Genomic DNA, 19502 nt, shown 5'->3' with positions numbered 1-19502 from the left:
TTTATTGGAAAACATCTCCCAGAATGCCTGTATTTACTGGTCTTTCAGTTTCATAGAATATGATACAGTGAAATGGAGGAGTGAGAATATAATGAAAGAATTAAAAGGAAAAATAGAAGACTATACTCGGTTCGGACAAATTCTTCTCGCTGTAAGTACATTGTTAATGGTTGGCTTGCTGATTCCGAATGGAGCAAAAGAGACAATCCAATTTTTTGTTATGATGGGGAGCATCGTTATATTTTTAAGTTTATCGTTCTTTTTCTTTCAGCGTGTGAAAGTGATGCGTGACCAGCTAGAGGAAAATGAATGTGAATAATATTGTTAACTAGAGCGCGGCGAAAAGAAAAAATCTTTTTGTCACGCTTTTTGTTTTTTGTAGAAAAATGTATGCGTTTCGTGTTGACAATGATAATCCTTATCAATTAAAGTAGAATAGTAGTTAATGATTATCATTATCAATTAGAGGTGAAGGAATGAAAAAATCTATTACGCTATTTACAGCGATTTTATCTATTTTTTTCTTGTTAATAGGTTGCAGTGCCAAAGGGGACGAAAAAGCGTCTGCAACCAAAACAGAAAAAGGAAAAGAGAAAATCGAAATTACCGACCTATCAGGAAGAAAGGTAACATTCGATAAAGTGCCAGAAAGTTTTGCAACATTAAGTATGGGGGACATGGATATTATTCATGCTTTAGGTGGAAAAATAGTAGGTCGCCCGGATACGAAATTAACTCTTCCAGAGGAGTTAAAGAAAGCACAAGTAATTGGGAATGCACATCAACCGAATTTTGAGCAAATTGCTAGTTTAAAGCCCGATGTACTTGTTGCTAACAATGGATTCCAAAAGAATGTGCCAACGGTTGAAGGACAAGGAACGCAAGTTATCATTTCTTCTGCGAATTCTGTACAAGATATTCAAAAGAATATTGAATTATATGGAACGGTAATGAAGAAAGAAGATAAAGCAAAAGAAATTAATCAAAAAATGAATGATCAAATGAAGAAATATGAGAAAAAGAGCGATGTGAAAGCATTGCTAGTGTATGGCGCACCAGGTACTTATTTAGCGGCATTACCAACATCTTTATCAGGTGATATTTTAGAAAAAACAGGCGGAAAAAATATTGCTTCTGATTTTCCAGAAACGAAAGAATATCCGCAATATGCACAGCTAAGTGTAGAACGTATTATTGAGGCGAATCCAGATGTGATTTATTTAATTACACACGGAGATCCAAAAAGTGTGAAAAAAGCATTCGAAGGCGAAATGATGAAAAATGAAGCGTGGAAAAATTTAGAGGCAGTAAAACAAAACCGCGTAGTTATTTTGCCACCTAATTTATTTGGATCTAATCCTGGTACAAAAGTTACAGAAGCAATGGACTTTATGTATAAAAGTATACAAGATGTAAGGAAATGATACGTATGGAAAGTAGTGAAGTAGTAAGAGAAAAGGAACATCCTTTTGCGAAAAAAAGATGGATAATAGCAGTTACTTTAGTTATATTAACAATCCTAGGTCTCTTGTACGGTCTTTTCGCAGGAAGTTTATCCTTTTCTATACGAGATATTTTAACAGGTATACAAGAGGAAGGTTCGACAGTTCATCGAATTGTATGGGATCTTCGCATACCGAGAGTGCTTATTGGGTTTATAGTAGGAACATGTTTAGCTGCATCTGGTACACTGCTACAAGGGGTTATGAGAAACCCTCTTGCAGATCCTGGTATTATCGGAGTTTCATCTGGAGCAGGCTTTGTAGCAATTGTCATCATGATTTTATTCCCACAGCATCTAGCTTTTTTACCACTAGGGGCGTTTTTAGGAGCTTTCATAACAGCGATGGTTATTTATGCTTTATCATGGCAAAAAGGGGCACCACCTTCAAGAATCGTCTTAGTAGGGGTGTCGATCAATGCATTAATTGGTGCAGCAACGTCAGCATTAATGTTATTACATAGTGACAAAGTACAATCGGTGTTACCGTGGTTAGCGGGCGGTATTGGTGGTGTAAGTTGGGCACATTTAAACATGATTATTTATTATGCAATATTCGCCATTATATTAGCTTTCTTTGGTATTAAGCATATTCGAGTGTTAATGCTTGGAGATGAAATGGCAAAGTTATTAGGACATAATGTGGAAAAAAGTCGGTTTTATTTAATCGTAGTAAGTACATTATTAGCTGGAATTGCAGTAAGTGTGTCTGGTCTTATTGGATTTGTCGGTCTTGTCGTACCGCATATGCTACGTTTATTAGTTGGAAATGATTATAGATATTTGCTACCTTTATCATGCCTTGGCGGCGGGGTATTACTTGTTTTTGCGGATGCAATAGCTCGAAGTTGGTTTGACCCAATCGAATTGCCTGTTGGTATTTTACTGTCCTTCTTAGGTGGTCCGTTCTTCTTATATTTAATTCATAGAGGAGGAAAACAAAGTGATTTCCGTTAACAAAGTGTTTTACGCACACTCTGAAAGATTTCAAATGCAAAATATGAATGTACATATTAAGGTTGGAGAAATCGTTAGTTTAATTGGTCCGAATGGATCGGGAAAATCTACTTTGCTTCGTTTAATAGCAAGGCTACTGAAACAAAGCGAAGGGGACATCATTTTAGATGGGAAAAATATTCATATGATGAAGAGTGCTGATGTAGCGAAGCAATTAGCAATGTTACCACAAATGCATGATCATCAATTAGACTTAACAGTGAAAGAACTAATTGAGTTCGGAAGAGGTCCACATAAATCATGGAGTAGCCGCTTAAATAAAGAAGATGAAGAAATTGTTGATTGGGCATTGTCTGTTACAAATCTTGAAGGGTATGAATATCGTCTTTTACATTCTTTATCAGGAGGGGAACGGCAACGTGCTTGGATTGCGATGACGCTAGCGCAACGTACAAATGTCTTATTATTGGATGAACCAACAACCTTTTTAGATATCGTTCACCAGTTGGAAGTAATGGAACTTGTGAAACGATTAAATGAGGAGTTTGGAATGACAATTATAATGGTTTTACATGACATTAACCAAGCTGCTCAATATAGTGATCGTTTACTTGTATTAAAGCGAGGAAAGATTCAGTATGATGGTATACCAGAAGAAGTACTATGCCATGAAATGTTTCAACATGTATTTGGCATAGATGTAGATATTTTTCAGGGAAGTGACAAGCCTTTTTTTACACCGAAACGAATTTCTAAAAGGGGAGAAGAGCGATGCAAACAGAAGAGCGTATTACCACTGAATTAGTAAGAGAATTTGTTATGGCAGCTCACGGGGATTTAGAGAAAGTACAAGAGCTATTGGTTGAATCACCAAGCTTACTTCACGCTTCTTATAATTGGGGTGGATCAGATTGGGAAAGTGCGTTAGGCGCATCGGCACATGTAGGTCGTAAAGATATTGCTCTTTATTTACTAGAAAAGGGTGCTCGGATGGATATTTTTGCAGCAGCTATGCTTGGTGAATTAGAAGTTGTACAAGCTATTTTAGTAGCTCAACCAGAAGCATTGCGTGCATCTGGCCCTCATGGTATTTCTCTTCTTCAACATGCACGAATGGGTGGAGAGAAATCTAAGCGTGTATATGATTATCTAGCAATACTATCTTAATGAACGAAGGAAGTTCTTATGAGCGGTAAACTTTTCACTTGAAACAATTGGAAAGTTTACCGCCCGTTAGAACGGGATAAGTATCTAGTATATTTGAAAATCCTACACCCCCCTCAATTGTAGTTTTCTTTATGCTAGTTATGATATGGATGCAGTGGACAATATTTGTCTACTGCTTTTTTTAGTTATTTGGAATGAATATTGTGTATTTTATCGTTGGTTCATTTATCCCGCTATTTTCCAGGCAGTAAGACTCTTGCCTAAAAATTCAGTTAAAGCAAAGAAGTTAGACGGGAGATCCACTGCCCGTAAACGTCCGATTGGTAAAGGCTAATAATCAGTGGGGTGAACAAAATTCCCCACTGATTAAAGTTTCACTTTATAATAAATAGTAACATACCGTATACATACAAAACATGATCGTGAAATGAAGAATAAATTAGTGGAAAGGAGTGCCAGCATGTTTCATACAGAACGTTTACAAATTCGCAAATATACAATGGATGATTTACAGTTCTACGCTTCACTATGGGGGAACGAGAAGGTAATGCGTTATATTGGAAATGGGACATTAAAAACATATATGCAGTGTAAAAAAAGTCTGGAGGAATGGGTGATTCCTAGCTATAAAAACGGTCTCGGTTTATTTGTATTGATTGAAAAGGAAACGGGAACAAGAATTGGTCATGCAGGGCTGGTAAAGCAGAAAATAGATGGAAAAGAGGAAATTGAAATTGGTTATTGGTTACTTCCTCAGTATTGGGGAAAAGGGTATGCAAAAGAAGCGGCGGCAGCATTTCGTGACTATGGCTTCCAAGCATTACGAATGAATAAATTAATTTCTCTTATTAATCCGAATCATCCTGCCTCAATATTTGTTGCTAGAAAAACTGGGCTCAGCTACGAGAAAACAACGTCATTTCATGGAATCGATGCTCTAGTTTATTCTATTAAGCGTGTTGGATGAAAAAATTACTTTTTTAAAGGTAAATTGCATTTTTTGAAGAATGGTATATGAAAATAAAGGGAGGGGTTACATGTACATTTATCATAATGGACTTATTATTCGTGAGGGAACGAGTAGTGTACCAGCATATGCAATTAAAGCTTTATTTGAAGATGCCGGTTGGAGTAATGATAATATCCCTTCTTGGCAAATTGAAAAATTTACGATAGCATTCGAAAATTCAACATGGGCTTTCACAATTTGGGATGAGGAAGAGATGATTGCGATGGTTAGAGTCATTTCTGATGGAATTATGATTGCGAACATAGTAAATTTAGTTGTGAAGTGTGAATATAGAGGGAAAGGATTAGGTAAGAAGCTTGTAGCTCTTTGCCTGCAAAAACTTCCCCACGGTGATTGGTTTGCGCATACATCAGCGAACAATTTTGATTTTTATAGAAGCTGTGGATTTGAAGTTAGAGAGCTATCGAGAAATGGAACATGTGCGTATTATGGATACCAAGTCGCGAAAAGAGATGGTCACCGATAAATGAATGGAAAGTAAAAAAGTATAGCGAGGTAATTTTGAGACTTTTGATAATAGAGAATGGATTGAGGCTCGTTTTATGATAAAATAAAAGAAAATTCTGTTTATTATTAGGGGGATAAAAATGAGTGTAAAAGCTGGGGATGTATTTAAATATGAAAGAAGATTTACTGAGGAAGAAGTTTTTGAATTTGCAAATATTACCGGTGATAAAGGTAGACACCATGTGGAATACGATGAAAATGGAAGATTAATGGTTCATGGTTTATTGACTGCTAGCATTGGAACGAAAGTGGGGGAAGAGTTACATTACATAGCAAGAGAATTAGTAAGTGAGTTTATTAGACCAGTTTTCACAGGAGATACGATCACTTGTGAACTAACTTTAACAAATGTTGAGCAAATGGAAGGCTATAAAAAAGTTTCAATCGAGTCAGTTTATCGCAATCAGCATGAAAAGACTGTACTAGTTGGGACAAGTTATGGAATTATAAGGGGATAAAAAAGAAGCCTGTTTAACAGGCTTCTTTTTTTTATTATTTAATAAACACGTTTTCGATTTTCCGCATAACTAGAGATGAGTAATAATGCAGTTTCTTCTCCTATATTACGAACAATATGAGGAACGCATGCATTCCATGAGAAAGAATCACCTTCTTCTACAATTGCAATATCTTCACCGTGCTGAACTTCTAGTTTTCCGCGTAATACAAGGTGACATTCTTCCCCTTCATGGGCATTTGGTGAATTTTCTTTCGGGAATCCAGTAGGGATTTCTACTAAAGATAGGCGAAGGCCCCCTTGCTCCGCAACATGTTCAATTCTTTGCTCATCTTTGCCGTATACACTGTATTTCCGTTCTTCTTTTTTGACAATTTTTAATCGATCTTTTTGCTCTAACAATAAATAGGGAAGGGGAACGTTTAAAAAATTGGAGATTGTTTCTAAAGTTGAGATAGATGGTGATGTTTTATTATTTTCAACCTGACTCATAAATCCTTTAGAAAGACCTGTTCCCTCGCAAATTTGTGCAATTGTTATGCCTCTACGTTGACGAATTTCACGTATTGCAGAACCAATATTCATAAAATCAAGCTCCTTTTTGTAAACAACTATTTGTATCATAGCAAAAAAAATATATATTTTCCCAGTGAAAATGAATTGACGAATAAAAAAAATTAGTGTATGTTTTGTAATGTGAATAAAAGTTTTGTATAAGAAAACTATAAAGGAGAGAATGAAATGAATCAACATATTGGTAACTTAATTATTCGTATCGTGTTAGGGGTAACATTCTTCATGCACGGTTTAACAAAATTCCAATCAGGAATTGACAATATTGCAGGATGGTTTACAAGTATTGGTTTACCAGGAGGACTTGCATACGGTGTAGCAACGTTTGAATTAGTTGGAGGTCTATTATTAATTCTAGGTTTAGGTGTAAGATATATTGGATTATTATTTGCACTTGTTATGGTTGGAGCAATCGTAAAAGTGAAATGGTCAGCTGGTTTATTGGGAGATGGAAAAAATCCTGGTTTCGAATTAGAACTTGCATTATTAGCAATGGGTGCATACTTATTTGTTGCAAAAGCTGATGGTTTTGTAGATAATTTCTTAAAAGAAAAAATGTCAAAAAAGAACTAATTTAAATGGGGGGGCTAACAAGATGAGTTTTCAACTTCATCCCGATACAACACTTGATGTTGTTCATTTATACGTATCTAATGTAAAGAAATCACTAGAGTTTTATACGGAAGTACTAAGTATGAAGGTGCTAAGAGAAGAAGAAGCAGTCGTTACATTTGGGAATGAAAATGATGAACCACTTCTTATCATTGAAGAAAAGAAAGAAGCTTTTCCGAAGCAAAGAGGAAGAACAGGGTTATATCATTATGCAATTTTATTACCAAGTAGACAGGATTTAGCGAATGTTCTTCGTCATCTTGTAGAGATGGTATATCCACTACATGGCGGAGCCGATCATTACTTTAGTGAAGCTCTTTATTTAGCTGATCCAGATGGAAACGGGATTGAAATTTATCATGATCGACAAAAAGAAGTTTGGCGTGATAAGAATGGAGAACTCCCATTTGTTAGTAACCCGTTAGCTGGTGAAGAATTATTACAGCAAGGAAGTACATGGAATGGCTTTCCAGCTGGTACTGTGATGGGGCATATTCATTTTCATGTAGCTGATTTAGAGGAAGCGAAACGTTTCTATGTTGATGGTCTTGGTTTTGAAGTAACGATTCCAGCTCGTAATGGAGCATTGTTCGTATCTGCAGGTGGTTATCATCATCATATCGGTTTAAATACATGGCAAGGTGAAGGGGTACCACCGCAAATGCCAGGTTCTGTTGGTTTGAAATATTTCACAGTTGTACTAGCGAATGAAAAACAAAAAGAGCAAGTATGTGAAAGCTTAAAAAATATTGGCAAGATTGCTACGTACAAAGATGGAATATTACAAGTCGAGGATCCATTTGGACATTGTATCCATTTCAAAATAAAAGGAGAAGCCTAAAAAGGCTTCTCCTTTTATTTTCTTATAATTGCTTTTTCGTTTTGTAAAAATAGTTCATCAAATTGTTTTGCAAGCTCAAAATCTAGTTTCGTTAAACCTTTTGCATTCCAAGATGACAAAGTAATAATAACTGCTTTATACTGGATAAGGATAAATGGATGGTGATTATGTTCTTCTGATAGTTTGGCGGCTTCAGAGACAAATTCGACTCCTTTTAAGTAGTCGGAAAACATATATTTTCGTTCAATCCATTTCTCATCTTTTACCATCCATTTATCTACCTTCAATAATTCCTCGTGAACTTCTTCTTCAGTTAATCTTAGCATCATTTTTCACATCCTTTACTGGAAGTAACGCAAGACCATTGTTAATAAGGCGTGTTACAGCTTCGTCAGTTGTGAAAGTAGAAAGTTGATGTAGTAATGCTGCAGATGTTTCATGCCCTTTGTTATGCTCTAAAAGTAACTCTAATACTTCAAGGCGCAGCAACCATTCTTTCGCATAAAATTTATTTAATACTTCTTGAATTGCTACTAATTGATCGATATGCGCTTCGTGTAAAATCCCCTCACTTCGAATATCTCGAACTGTTTGATACATACGTTCAAGTTCATTCAGTACAAGTGGAGCAGGAATTTCTTGAACTTCTTCATCCATTGGGAAAAATGCTGCTGCATCTGCGGCACCTGGGAATACTGAAGTGATTTGTGAGCCAACAGCCATATCAAATGCGCCCCATGAAGCATCAAATAAAACGCGGGCGTTATAAGTAACTGTGCAATCGATAAAGGAAATAAGAGCAATTTTCTTATCGTTTTTTACAATATCTGTTACTGTTCCTTTTACATGAATACCACTTGCAAAAGTAAACTCAGCGATAGTTCCAATTGTAATTCCTAATGATTGTAGTTGTTCGTCTGTACAATTTTCTAATGCAATATTTTCAGTGAGTAATCCAATTGGTGTTCCAAATCCGTCACTGTGTACAGAAGTAGAATGATTCGCTAACTGTTTATTATGAAGTGCTAATGCCGTTGGCGAATTTGTTCGCATGTAAATTAATTCACCTGCATCGTTTTCAATTGTCTCGCTAAATGTACCTGTAATTTGTAATCCGCTATTTAGCTCAGCTGTTGCATAGTTCTCAGAGCGAATTGCTTTTTCTAAACCTTCTTTTCCACCTGTTTTAAAGGCCATTGTTTTAGAAAATGTTTCAAGCGCATCTGTTAATTCTTCAAAGGACTTGCAAACGAATAGTTGTGGTTGCATTTTTGTTACGTCATAAGTTGTCCCTGTACATGCTTCGATAGAAAATGGAACTTTTTCTACAGCGTCTGTTAAGCAATGTTTGCTTTCGCCAACAGAAGAAAGGAGACCAGCACCATATATTTTTGGATCATCTATATTTCCAATCAATCCATATTCTACTGTCCACCAGAAAAGACGTGAAATTTGTTCAGCTTCTGATAAACCAGAAACTAAGTTTTGTTTTTCAATTACAGCATTTTCAGCAGCCTTAACTTCATCAGGAGTAGAAGTAGGGCTTTCTTTTACTATCGTTAATGTACGAACAGCTTCAAATGCATCATGTTCTTCTTTTGTAGAGAAAGCTTTTGCACCAATTTGCCCAAAACGTTTCACATATTTTGCATATGTAGGATCAAGTAAAATCGGTGCGTGTCCTGCGGCTTCGTGTACGATATCTGGCGCTGGTGTGTACTCGATATTTTCTACTTTCCGAATATCTGTTGCGATTGGTAGTAATCCGTGTCCTTGGAAATCGAAGAATGCTACGCCGGGAATAAGTCCGTCAATCGTTACAGCACCCCAGCCACTTGGTGCCAAACACTCATTCATTTCTTCTACTTTTGGAATTGAATCTATATTAATACCAGATGATTGTAGTCCGTTCACATAGGCTGGATGAGCAACGTCTTTTAAGAAGCTATGATTTTGTCTCATAATATAACGCCACACAGCGTGATTCACCGGTGTGTATTGATCATAATGTTGTGTGGATACGAATGGTTTTAAATGTGATGGAATTTCTGTTTTCTTTGTCATTTAGACATCCTCCTTTTTTTCAATAAAATTGAATATCGATTTCGTATAGCTTGTATCACCTCCTTTCATTTTTGTAAGCGCTTATAAAATTTTATCATAAGATTCGGAATTATTTAACATCTGTTTCTGTGAGAAATAGAAAAAGCCCCTATCGGAAAGTCCGATAGGGGCGAAAGAATCGCGGTACCACCCTATTTGTAAGTGAAAATATACTTATATCTCAATTAATGATAACGGAAAAATTCCGTCTTTTCCTTCATGCATAAAAGCACTACGAAAAAGAAGCTCCAGAATTGTAATTCATACTTATATATGTGCTAATTTCCACCGACCATTAGCTCTCTGTAACAGGGATATAAGATACTACTGCGATTCTTTCAACGCGTATATATGAAATTGTGTAAGAGGATGGACGCAAAAAAGTCCCTATCGGAAAATCCGATAGGGACGATAAAAATCGCGGTACCACCCTATTTGTAAACAACTAATTGTTTACCACTCACTTTACGATAACGGAAAGATCCGTCTTTCTCTTCATGCATAAAAAGCATTACGGGAAAGAAGCTCCAGAATTGTAATTCACGCTTGTATATGTACTGATTCGCACCAACCATCAGTTCTCTGAGACAGTGATATAAGTCGCTACTAGTATTCCTTCAAAGCCGATATATAATTCGTTCAACTAAACTATGTTTTGTATTATAAAACTATATTAAAAAAATTGTCAACAAAAATTTTTTATCCCGTGTTAATGAGCAGTAAAATTCCTACCTCAAAATTCGGTTGGAGTAAAGAAGTGAGAGGGGAGATTAACTGCCCGTAACTCCCGATTGGTGAAGGCTAATAATCAGTGGGGATGAACGAAATCTCCACTGATTAAAGTTTCACTTTATTTCACTTCTAAATTAACAGTTAAATTAGAGGTATTGCCAGCTGCATCAGTTGCTACAATGTGAATAGTATTTTTTCCTTCTTGTAATTGAGTACGATCGAAATAAATGTCATAGCTTTTCTCCCAAGGGTTCAGGAATGCCTGGTCCCATACACCATTTCCATTAATTTCATATTGCATTCTCACTGGAATACCAGGTGCTATCCAACCAGATTCTGACATCCAATCTAGTAGAATATCATCAACCTTTCCTTTAATTACGAGATTTTCTTGGTCAACTTCGTATGTTAACTTAGGTGCAGTTCGATCAAGAAATACAGCAGCTGTTTGTTTTGTTTCTCCGCCAGAATTAGAAGCAATTGCTTCGATTTGATATAGCCCGTCAGCTAAAGGAGTGCCATCGGCTTTTGTACCATTCCATTTGAAAGGTTTGTATCCAGGAGTTGCATTTTTAGCTTGATGGATAATCCCTTGATACGTTACACGTTCTTTCGTAACTAAATTTGCATGCAATGTGACATCATCCACAGGCGCAACTAAATAGTAGTTGATGAGATTATCATCTAGTACGTGGTCGCCATTTGGGCTAAAAGTAGAATTAATAATTTCAAGTCCATCGATACGTTTATAATCTTTAGGATCGATACTAAATGTGAATGGAATTCGAATTTCTTCTTTTGCCCCTTGTTCTTTTACATATACATTTCCAGTATACACACCTTGTGGTAGTGAGCTATCTACATTGATAGTAAATGGTTTTTCGGTACTACTATTTGGTTGTATGCTAATCGATGAAGGGACAGAAGCTCTTACTTTTGTGTTTGTGTTTGCATCTAGTAATTCCACACGAGTTGAAAAACTTTTCTTTTTACTAGAAAGGTTTTGTAATGTAACATTTTGCGTCAGTTTTACTTTTCCGCTATTTGGCTTAATAAGACCAAAGCTGACATTGTTAGGTTTTACTAATACATTTGTTTGAGCTGCTTTCGGAATGTTAATTAAACCTGATCCTTGTGCCATAACAGGGTATGTATTTTCATTGACATCATGTAATGTTTTTGCATTGTTAGCAAGAGCCGCTTTCAATTGTTCTGTCGTCCAATCAGGATGCATTTGACGCAAGAGGGCAACTGCTCCAGCTACTTGCGGAGCAGCCATACTTGTTCCGTTATGCGATTCATAGCCGCCTCGCGGTACTGTACTAGTAATTTGTACTCCAGGTGCAACAACATCAGGCTTTATTAGCCAACTTCCTTGTGATGGTCCTCTTGAACTAAAGTTACCGATAAGTTCTGTTTGCTTTGGTTGTCCAATTTTTATATTTTTCTTTCGTTTTGTAATTAAAGTTTTTAATTCTTCCCCATTTGTATTTGATAATTGCATTACTGGGACAGCTAGATGTTCACGTGAAAAATATTCCGGCATCATATTAATTTCTTTTTCGCTAGAGATTAATAACACACCAAGTGCCCCAGCTTGCTTCGCTTGTTCTGCTTTTACTAATGTACTAGAAGTACCTTGTAAAATAAGTGCGAATTTCCCTTTCACATCTTGTTTTGCATAATCACTTGGATTGCCATAACCAACGTATACAAGAGGGGAATCATTTCCTATTGGAAAATCGGATTTTGATAACGGTAACCCTTGATATGTTTTGCTGGAACCAGCTACTTGGAATGTTGGAAACGGGATAGAAACCGTAGATGCTCCAACAGAAATGACACTACTTGCGTTACCGGGAGCATCAACAGACCAAGGTTTTGGTCCGTCATTTCCATTTGAAACGACAGTAGTAACACCAAGTTTCGCTGCTCGTTCTAACGTTAATGTTACAGGCTGATCAGGTACATTTAAATCCTGCCCAAGGGAGAGGTTTAACACATCCGCACCATCTTGAATCGCTCGCTCAATCCCTTGGATAATATCATCTGTTGTACCAGTTCCACCGTCATTCATTACACGATAGGCTAGAATAGAAGCGTTTGGAGCAACGCCTTTAATTTTTCCGTTACCAGCAATAATTCCAGCTACATGAGTACCATGTACGTTACCATCCATTGGATCGCTATCTTCATCAACCGTGTCATATCCACCGATATAATTTGCCTTTAAGTCAGGGTGTGTATAGTCTACGCCAGAGTCGATAATGGCTACTTTCATGCCTTTTCCATCAAGCGGTTTGCCAGATGGATCTTTTAAATTCCACGCTTCAGGTGCACCAATTGTCGGTCCACCGATATTTGGTGCTTCTTCGTTAGTAGTACTTTTTGATGTTTCATGCAATTTATATGTTAAGTTCGGATAGACTGCTTTTACTTCAGGTAAAGAGGCAAGAGAGATAATTTGATCTCCAGGAACTGAAATAGAGAATCCGGAAAATAACGTATTATACACTTCTTTAATTTTTGCACCAGGTGCTTTTTCTTTTATTTTCTTAGTCGTATCTTCTTGTGCTTTTTTGAGCTCAGCATGATAAGACTGCGCATTACTATTTTGTAAATCTGGAGCATGCTGAATATTACTTTGAGCAGCGAGAGGTGCATGTTGCAATTCTACAATTACTGATATTTCTTTTGTTGTTTTCGTTTCAACATTTTGAGCAATTTTATGTTCTCCCCACTGTTCAATCGTTGTTTTTAATTGTGGACTAAATTGCTTCTCCTTTTGTAGTGATTCAGCATGAGCGCTTAAAGCTCCAAAACTAGAAAAGACAAGCGCCATGCTTAATAGTGTAGATGTAGTTTTTTTCATTGATACTCCCCCTAATAAAAAGTGCCAATATTCAGAAATATAATCTTACATTTTAGTTAGAACTTATACATATAAATGTTGGCTAAACTATACTTTCGACATAATTCATACCAATCCTCTATGAATTGAAAATTTCTTGGGGAATTTTTTCTGATTATGTCGAATCGATATTTTTCACATATTGTAGGAAGAAAGTGAGGAATGCTATGAGGGAAATGGAGTGATGGTATGAAAAGGCTAATAGTAAGTAGTAGTGTAGTGTTGTTTATGTTTTTATGTTCTATCGCTATTACTAGCGCAGAAAATAATAGTGTGAAAGTTGCTTTTATTCGTCATCATAACCTTTGGATTAAAGTTGATGGGAAAGAAAAACAACTTACAAAAGGAGAGAACATAACAGGACCAAAGTGGTCACATGATGGAGAATGGCTGGCATATGTAAAAGGGGAGAAACAAAATATTCTTGAGTTATATCGGCTGAAAGATGGAAAGAAAGTTACGCCGTTTCACTCAGAAGCATCGAATTATCAATGGTCACCAACAGAAAATATAATTGCATTTATATTTACAGGTACATTACATACATTTGATGTAGAAAAAAAGAATGCAGATTTTGAAAATGTATCGGCTGGTGTAGGGGATTATGCATGGTACCCCGATGGAAAGAACTTTCTTGTATCCTCTGAAGCGCACTTACTTCCAACAGGATGGACAGGGGCTCAGCTATATGAAGTGCAAAAAGATGCACATATGAATCCTCACAAAATGAAGCATTTGTATGCATTGCCAAATGAACACGATGATTTCCTAGCGCTAGTAGCAAGTGGCTTTAAGTGGTCACCAGATCAAAAGTGGATTTCATTTTTAGCAGTACCGACAGCTTCATGGTCAGCTGATAGTAATACGCTTTGCTTAGTTCGTGCAGACGGCAGTCGGTTTGAAAAAGTAGATCAAATGTTATTAAACGCACAATGGTTTCAATGGGCACCATCAAAAAATATATTAGCTTATATTGAAGGGAGCGGAAGAGTTGCATTAGAAAATAAACATTTAAAAGTAAAGGAATTGCCAGCACTTCAGCAGAACATATTTACGCCGAAAGGATATGTTGATTGGGATTTTGTATGGAAGAACGATAGAGTAATTATCGTTTCACGAGCAAAAGAGGCAGGGTTTGAAACTCTGCCAGAAAAAAGGCCATTCCCATCTTTATATGAGATAAATAGCACAAGCGATAAACAATATCAAATTACAAAGTCATCTAATAAGCAAGGCGATTATCATCCAATTTTCATGAAGAAGAGCAATCAATTAATATGGATACGTTCAGATCGTAAGAAAGCTAATATATGGATAGCTCATAGTGATGGAAAACATGAAAAAAAGTGGATTGAAAATGTAGATATACCAGAGTGGTATTATGAGAAATGGAATTGGGAAAATGTTATCTCGGTGAAAGAAGAATAAAAAACTGCCTAAAAGATCGTTTTAGGCAGTTTTTTACTGTTATTTATGTGTTTTATTTGGCTTCTTTTTCGCTGGGTTTCCGTTCCCTTGACGTTTTCTATTTTGTTCATCTTTTGCTTGTTTTTCATGTAGTGTATCTAAAAATTCATTCGAGTTACTCATGTTTATATCTCTCCTTTCATTTTGTCATGATTACTATAACCATTTAGGAGGATAATCATGAGTTAGAAGTTAGGCACTTAATTTTCTTCGATAATGTAAGTAAAATATTCCATACATAACAAATAGCATGAGTAAAACTTGTAACTCTACATTTTCTTTTAAAATAGCTGCGATAGTGTCTGGTAAGTACGGTGATTTATCGTTTGTGCTTAAACCTAACCATTTATTTAAGAGGCTAATGGTACAAAACATAAAAACACCGGACCAGCTTGCCGTAATTGCTTTTTGCTTAATTTTTGTTTCACGTTCATCATCTGTAATCCAAGGATTAGCAGTTTTATCACTACTAAAGAAGCCGTTTATATATCCCCATACAATCATTCCAATAAAGACAATTATCCATTTCATATATGTAATTCTCCTTTATATGTAAAAAGTTTTTTACATATAATATTGTAATATTTTACAAAGTTTCATGTCAAATGTTTTTTACATATTGGTTTTCATATAGCAGGAATAAAGTATGAGATAGGGAAGAAATATGTAAGAGGATTTCATAATGAGAGGAGGAAGGGGATGAAAATCGTCTTTGTTCGGCACGGGGAAGGAGAACATACAAGGGATTTGCCATCAAGTTTAAAAGTGCTTCATCCGCCATTGACGGATGAAGGAAGGAATCAGGCTAAATTACTTCAATGCAATGTGCCATTACAAGAGGCGGATATATTAATTGCTAGTCCTACACTTAGAACTTTGCAAACGGCGACAATATGGAGTGCGAAAGTTGCTTGTCAAAAAATCGTTCATCCATATGTATCTCCGCGTATTTTTCCTTATCGAGAAGAAGCGAGAACATTACCGTGCGATTATATAGTAGATCAGGGAATGATAACAAAGTTATTTCCGCATTTTTCGATAGAGAAAAGCTCAAATAATCAGTTATGGAAGGAAGGTATAAACACTATTTCAGAGAATAGTTTTCAGCAAATAGTAGATAAATTTCTTCTTTGGTGTTATGAACTGGGTGCTGAAAGAATTTGCATTGTATCTCACGATGGAACAATTACAGCATATAGGCAATATTTACAGAAAGTCGTTTTAACTAGATCAGATTTTTTGAAAGAAACGGGCATATATGAAATGGATTTATCCCATAAAATTCTGATTGATAAGGGCTGATTATAGGATGGGGGTTGTATGTTGAATATTGCATTAGTAGTTGGTTTTAATTCGGATTTAGAGGCGCAATCAATCCGAGCATCTCTTGAATATTTTGGTGCAAGGGTTGTGACATATTGGATTGGTAGACCGAAAGATTTTGTGGAAGTTCTTTCTGGAAAGAACTTATTTAACGATATTAATTATATTATTTTTTGCTTTCATGGTGAAGAAGGGAAGTTTGTCATGGAAGAGTTAGGCGAAGAAGTATATGAACAAGATGAACCGAGAGGGTATTTTGGTACAGAAGAAATTTATAAATATGCAAAATTGCATAATACACATATTGTAAATAGCGGGTGCACGTTAGGGGAGCAAAATCTAGCAAAATCTTTTTTACATAGTGGTGCGAAATCATATATTGGATCGATTGATTATGTAGATGGAAATGCAGCACTTATGTTTACTATACGCTTATTTTATGGGGTTATTAACCATGGGAAAACGTTAGAAGAAGCCTTTCAAGAAGCGAGTTTAATTGATGAGGAGACACATACATTTCGATTCTATAATTAGTATGAAACACGTTTATTCTATATTCGAATAAACGTGTTTCACATTTAACTCACAATTTTTTTACATTTTTTTCAATGAAAATGATTATCACCTGTGGTATGATATGTTCAAGTTTTTACAGGTAATAAAAGTTACTATATAAACGTTAGTTTTTAATGTTTCATACACATGTCATGAATTATTCATAATTAACGTTTGAAAAATGAGTAACTAATGTTATTATATTAACTGTAACTAACTTAATTACAACTTTAGGAGGAAGATATGGTTATTCAATTTTTAAGAGAAAACAAAGCAGTTTCTTTTGTATTAGCAGTAATTCGAGTATATCTTGGTTACACATGGTTAATGGCTGGAATCGGTAAACTACAAGGAAAAGGATTCGATGCAACAGGTTATTTGCAAGGCGCAATTGAAAAATCTAAAGGTGCACAACCGGCTGTTCAATCTTGGTGGGCATCATTCTTACAAGAATTTGCAATTCCAAATGTAGATTTGTTTAATACGCTTGTAACATGGGGAGAAATTTTAGTCGGAATTGGTTTAATTGTAGGCTGTTTAACAAAAACAGCGGTCTTTTTTGGTCTTGTAATGAACTTTTCCTATATGTTTAGTGGGTCAATTGGTGTGAACCCTGAGATGGTTATCTTATCTATGTTTGTTCTTGTTGCCGGTATGAACGCTGGGAAATTTGGAATGGATGGCTTTGTTATCCCGAAAGTATTAGGATCAAAAACTCAAAAACGCCAAAAGCAAGCTGCTTAATATATGAAAACGGGTATCTCAAAATGAGATACCCGTTTATGTTATTTTTCAACTTTGATCGGATTGTTCTTAAAGAAGTCTTGTACATACCCGACAAATTCTTGTGGTTCTTGGCGAAATGGTGCATGATAACCTTTTTCAATAATATGTAAAGTGCTATTTTTTAAGAATTGATGATACGTTTCTCCTTCTTTCCAAGAAACGCTACTATCATTTCTGCCCCATATAATTAAAGTCGGCTGTTTCATTTCATTCGCATTAATTTTAAGACGTCTAGGCCATAGTTTCATTTTGTTATAATGCTCTTCATCGTTACGTTTGAATTTCACTTTGCTCTCATCATAATCAGTAATAGAAGAAACGGCATTTAAATCAGTCGGCAATTGTGGTTTTGGTGAGCCTTGTTTAGTAACGAATGTATGAGGACCACCTGTAGCATCAGTTAAAATAAGGTGAGTAACTGCTTCAGGATATAAATATGTTAAATTTAGAGAAATTTCTCCCCCCATGGAATGCCCCAGTATTGCGAATGAATCATACCCTAGTTTTTTCATTAATTTATAATACAAATTTGCATGAGTTGGAAAAGAATAATAAAAATCCATTGGCTTAGATGAGCGCCCGAATCCTAAAGCATCTACAGAAATAATTGTATGATCTTTTGCTAAATCGGAGTAAATCTTTTGAAAACCATCTGATGACCCTCCAAAGCCATGAATCATAAGTAAAGGTGGTTTTTCATTACCAATCTTTTTAAAGTAAATGGTTTGACCATCTATTTCTACCATTTTTTCCTCGGTAGCTAGTTTCGCTGTAATTGTATTTTTAACTTGTTTTACTTGTTCTACTGGCTTTTCTGCTGCACTACATCCTACTAATAGTGTAAGAGTAAGACAACCTACCATAAAATAGCTAAATCGCTTCAATTAGGTGTCTCCTTTCTAACATAACGCTGTATCTATCATAGCAAATAGCATATTACGATTTCCAGGAAGTTGGCTACCATTTTTTATCATAAGAGGTGAAAGGAGCGTTTCTTGGAAATTTTCTGTTTGAAGAAATTGACGAAATGTAAATTGTGAGTGTGGAACATCAATTCGTACTATACCATTCCAACATTCACATATCTTTTTTAATAATTGGATAGCATCTTCTTCTTGCTTGGCGATAAGTGGATTGATACATAATATATTGCCCTTTTGTATGCATAATGAAAAAGCTTCTATACAGTTATTTCTTTCAATTTTAAAAGAGTATACGGCCCTTGGTAATAGCAAAGAGTAAAGTAGAGAACGATTCATACCAGTTGCAATTTGATCCAGAGAAGTAAGAGATATAAGGTCTTCTTCTTGTACTTGTTGTAAGTGAGAAGGATACGTCTTAATAGTCTGCTTTTCAAAACGATGAATCGTTGTTGCTGTTTGAAATCCACATGATGTGTATAGAGGTTCGCCAGCTTTTGTCGCAATAAGTGCAATGGGTTGTTTTGGATGAATTTGTTCCAAGCAATGATTTAGCAACATGCGCCCTAATCCGCGTCCTTGAAAATTAGGGTGAACGATTAACATACCAATGGAAGCGAAGTTACTTGGAAAGGGAAATACTCCTCCAGTCGCAATGAGTTTGTTTTCATGAATGTAACCTACAAGTGTGCCGATAGAAAGATACATTTCGAATTGTTTTTTCATAAAAATTTCATCGTGTAACCATCCAACAGATTTGCAAAGATTAAGTAATTCAAAAATAAAAGACTCATTTAGCTTTACTATTTTCATAAAGGCTCACCGCATTTCTATTTATTTTCATAAAAATAGAGTCAAAATGTAAAAAAAGAGATTTACGTTAAATGAAATCCAACTTGTTTATATTTAAATTGTAAAGGGCGAGATGATTGATACAAAAAGACAAAGTTATACAAATTATAACTGATATTTACATAAGTTAACAAAAAATTTACATACAGCTAATTTTCTCTTAATAGTCTTCCATTAAATTTGATAGTGGGAAATGAATAACCTAATT

Annotated in this window: 22 protein-coding genes and 2 other annotated features; of the genes, 14 read left to right on the top strand and 8 right to left on the bottom strand. The window is 35.6% G+C overall.

From position 1 onward, the window contains the following. The first annotated feature begins 91 nt into the window (after positions 1 to 91). From M1D73_RS22460 to M1D73_RS22425, 8 genes are all read left to right on the top strand, one after another. Positions 92 to 319, top strand: a complete 228-nt coding sequence (locus tag M1D73_RS22460) for a YrhC family protein (protein ID WP_000661263.1) — start codon at positions 92 to 94, stop codon at positions 317 to 319. A 157-nt stretch (positions 320 to 476) separates the two neighbouring features. Beyond that, positions 477 to 1424 (top strand): ABC transporter substrate-binding protein, encoded by a 948-nt coding sequence (locus tag M1D73_RS22455; protein ID WP_000748458.1) that lies wholly within the window; start codon positions 477 to 479, stop codon positions 1422 to 1424. A gap of 5 nt (positions 1425 to 1429) precedes the next feature. After that, positions 1430 to 2458 (top strand): FecCD family ABC transporter permease, encoded by a 1029-nt coding sequence (locus M1D73_RS22450; RefSeq protein WP_002026345.1) that lies wholly within the window; start codon positions 1430 to 1432, stop codon positions 2456 to 2458. Continuing rightward, positions 2445 to 3263 carry an ABC transporter ATP-binding protein gene (locus M1D73_RS22445; protein WP_000626552.1) on the top strand — a complete coding sequence of 273 codons (819 nt, stop codon included), beginning with the start codon at positions 2445 to 2447 and terminating at the stop codon, positions 3261 to 3263. The genes M1D73_RS22450 and M1D73_RS22445 overlap by 14 nt, the downstream gene beginning before the upstream one ends. Continuing rightward, positions 3230 to 3625, top strand: coding sequence for an ankyrin repeat domain-containing protein (locus M1D73_RS22440; protein ID WP_001192766.1), 396 nt, complete (start codon positions 3230 to 3232; stop codon positions 3623 to 3625). The genes M1D73_RS22445 and M1D73_RS22440 overlap by 34 nt, the downstream gene beginning before the upstream one ends. A gap of 427 nt (positions 3626 to 4052) precedes the next feature. After that, positions 4053 to 4592 (top strand): GNAT family N-acetyltransferase, encoded by a 540-nt coding sequence (locus tag M1D73_RS22435; RefSeq protein ID WP_004408018.1) that lies wholly within the window; start codon positions 4053 to 4055, stop codon positions 4590 to 4592. A gap of 70 nt (positions 4593 to 4662) precedes the next feature. Then, positions 4663 to 5121: a GNAT family N-acetyltransferase gene (locus tag M1D73_RS22430; RefSeq protein WP_000276126.1), complete on the top strand. Its 459-nt coding sequence runs from the start codon at positions 4663 to 4665 to the stop codon at positions 5119 to 5121. A gap of 121 nt (positions 5122 to 5242) precedes the next feature. After that, a complete protein-coding gene (locus M1D73_RS22425) occupies positions 5243 to 5620 on the top strand; it encodes a hotdog family protein (RefSeq protein ID WP_000111564.1) in 378 nt (125 codons plus the stop codon). A 38-nt stretch (positions 5621 to 5658) separates the two neighbouring features. Here M1D73_RS22425 and M1D73_RS22420 read toward each other — a convergent pair whose 3' ends face one another. Next, positions 5659 to 6204 carry a helix-turn-helix domain-containing protein gene (locus M1D73_RS22420; protein WP_001020693.1) on the bottom strand — a complete coding sequence of 182 codons (546 nt, stop codon included), beginning with the start codon at positions 6202 to 6204 and terminating at the stop codon, positions 5659 to 5661. 156 nt (positions 6205 to 6360) lie between these two features. Here M1D73_RS22420 and M1D73_RS22415 point away from each other — a divergent pair, with 156 nt between their 5' ends. Beyond that, positions 6361 to 6765 carry a DoxX family protein gene (locus M1D73_RS22415; protein WP_001071553.1) on the top strand — a complete coding sequence of 135 codons (405 nt, stop codon included), beginning with the start codon at positions 6361 to 6363 and terminating at the stop codon, positions 6763 to 6765. Between the two features lie 22 nt (positions 6766 to 6787). After that, positions 6788 to 7645, top strand: coding sequence for a VOC family protein (locus tag M1D73_RS22410; protein WP_121868082.1), 858 nt, complete (start codon positions 6788 to 6790; stop codon positions 7643 to 7645). Positions 7646 to 7659: 14 nt separating this feature from the next. Here the strand turns inward: M1D73_RS22410 and M1D73_RS22405 are convergent, their stop codons facing one another. The 3 genes from M1D73_RS22405 to M1D73_RS22395 all read right to left on the bottom strand — a co-directional run bounded on the left by M1D73_RS22405 (position 7660) and on the right by M1D73_RS22395 (position 13352). Beyond that, entirely contained in the window at positions 7660 to 7974 is a 315-nt protein-coding gene (locus M1D73_RS22405; protein ID WP_000979537.1) for a 4a-hydroxytetrahydrobiopterin dehydratase, read from the bottom strand. Further along, the gene (locus M1D73_RS22400) at positions 7955 to 9709 is read right to left on the bottom strand and encodes an aromatic amino acid hydroxylase (RefSeq protein ID WP_000163213.1); all 1755 of its coding nucleotides are present in this window, start codon (positions 9707 to 9709) and stop codon (positions 7955 to 7957) included. Before M1D73_RS22400 ends, M1D73_RS22405 begins: the two co-directional genes overlap by 20 nt. Positions 9710 to 9871: 162 nt before the next feature. Continuing rightward, positions 9872 to 10099, bottom strand: a binding site (T-box leader). Positions 10100 to 10149: 50 nt separating this feature from the next. Then, positions 10150 to 10378, bottom strand: a binding site (T-box leader). Between the two features lie 220 nt (positions 10379 to 10598). Then, positions 10599 to 13352, bottom strand: a complete 2754-nt coding sequence (locus M1D73_RS22395) for a S8 family serine peptidase (RefSeq protein ID WP_481157964.1) — start codon at positions 13350 to 13352, stop codon at positions 10599 to 10601. Positions 13353 to 13580: 228 nt separating this feature from the next. Between M1D73_RS22395 and M1D73_RS22390 the strand changes: the two genes are divergently transcribed. Further along, positions 13581 to 14819, top strand: coding sequence for a TolB family protein (locus M1D73_RS22390; protein WP_000825730.1), 1239 nt, complete (start codon positions 13581 to 13583; stop codon positions 14817 to 14819). Between the two features lie 39 nt (positions 14820 to 14858). Here the strand turns inward: M1D73_RS22390 and M1D73_RS22385 are convergent, their stop codons facing one another. Both M1D73_RS22385 and M1D73_RS22380 read right to left on the bottom strand, forming a co-directional pair. After that, positions 14859 to 14981, bottom strand: a complete 123-nt coding sequence (locus tag M1D73_RS22385) for a DUF4023 domain-containing protein (protein WP_000071866.1) — start codon at positions 14979 to 14981, stop codon at positions 14859 to 14861. 69 nt (positions 14982 to 15050) lie between these two features. Continuing rightward, positions 15051 to 15389: a hypothetical protein gene (locus M1D73_RS22380; protein ID WP_000871150.1), complete on the bottom strand. Its 339-nt coding sequence runs from the start codon at positions 15387 to 15389 to the stop codon at positions 15051 to 15053. A gap of 168 nt (positions 15390 to 15557) precedes the next feature. Here M1D73_RS22380 and M1D73_RS22375 point away from each other — a divergent pair, with 168 nt between their 5' ends. From M1D73_RS22375 to M1D73_RS22365, 3 genes are all read left to right on the top strand, one after another. Then, on the top strand, positions 15558 to 16160 hold the full coding sequence (locus M1D73_RS22375) for a histidine phosphatase family protein (protein WP_000706238.1): 603 nt from the start codon (positions 15558 to 15560) through the stop codon (positions 16158 to 16160). 18 nt (positions 16161 to 16178) lie between these two features. Further along, positions 16179 to 16715 (top strand): hypothetical protein, encoded by a 537-nt coding sequence (locus M1D73_RS22370; protein WP_000931925.1) that lies wholly within the window; start codon positions 16179 to 16181, stop codon positions 16713 to 16715. Positions 16716 to 16979: 264 nt separating this feature from the next. Beyond that, positions 16980 to 17480 (top strand): DoxX family protein, encoded by a 501-nt coding sequence (locus tag M1D73_RS22365; RefSeq protein ID WP_000236608.1) that lies wholly within the window; start codon positions 16980 to 16982, stop codon positions 17478 to 17480. 41 nt (positions 17481 to 17521) lie between these two features. Here M1D73_RS22365 and M1D73_RS22360 read toward each other — a convergent pair whose 3' ends face one another. Together M1D73_RS22360 and M1D73_RS22355 are read right to left on the bottom strand one after the other, a co-directional pair. Beyond that, the gene (locus M1D73_RS22360; protein ID WP_000819813.1) at positions 17522 to 18406 is read right to left on the bottom strand and encodes an alpha/beta fold hydrolase; all 885 of its coding nucleotides are present in this window, start codon (positions 18404 to 18406) and stop codon (positions 17522 to 17524) included. A gap of 15 nt (positions 18407 to 18421) precedes the next feature. Next, the gene (locus M1D73_RS22355; RefSeq protein WP_000706687.1) at positions 18422 to 19255 is read right to left on the bottom strand and encodes a GNAT family N-acetyltransferase; all 834 of its coding nucleotides are present in this window, start codon (positions 19253 to 19255) and stop codon (positions 18422 to 18424) included. Between the last annotated feature and the right edge of the window lie 247 nt (positions 19256 to 19502).

The organism is Bacillus sp. PK3-067, assembly GCF_056738645.1.
The sequence above is the reverse complement of the archived record's forward strand: the minus strand, read 5'-3'. Positions and strand labels throughout refer to the sequence as shown.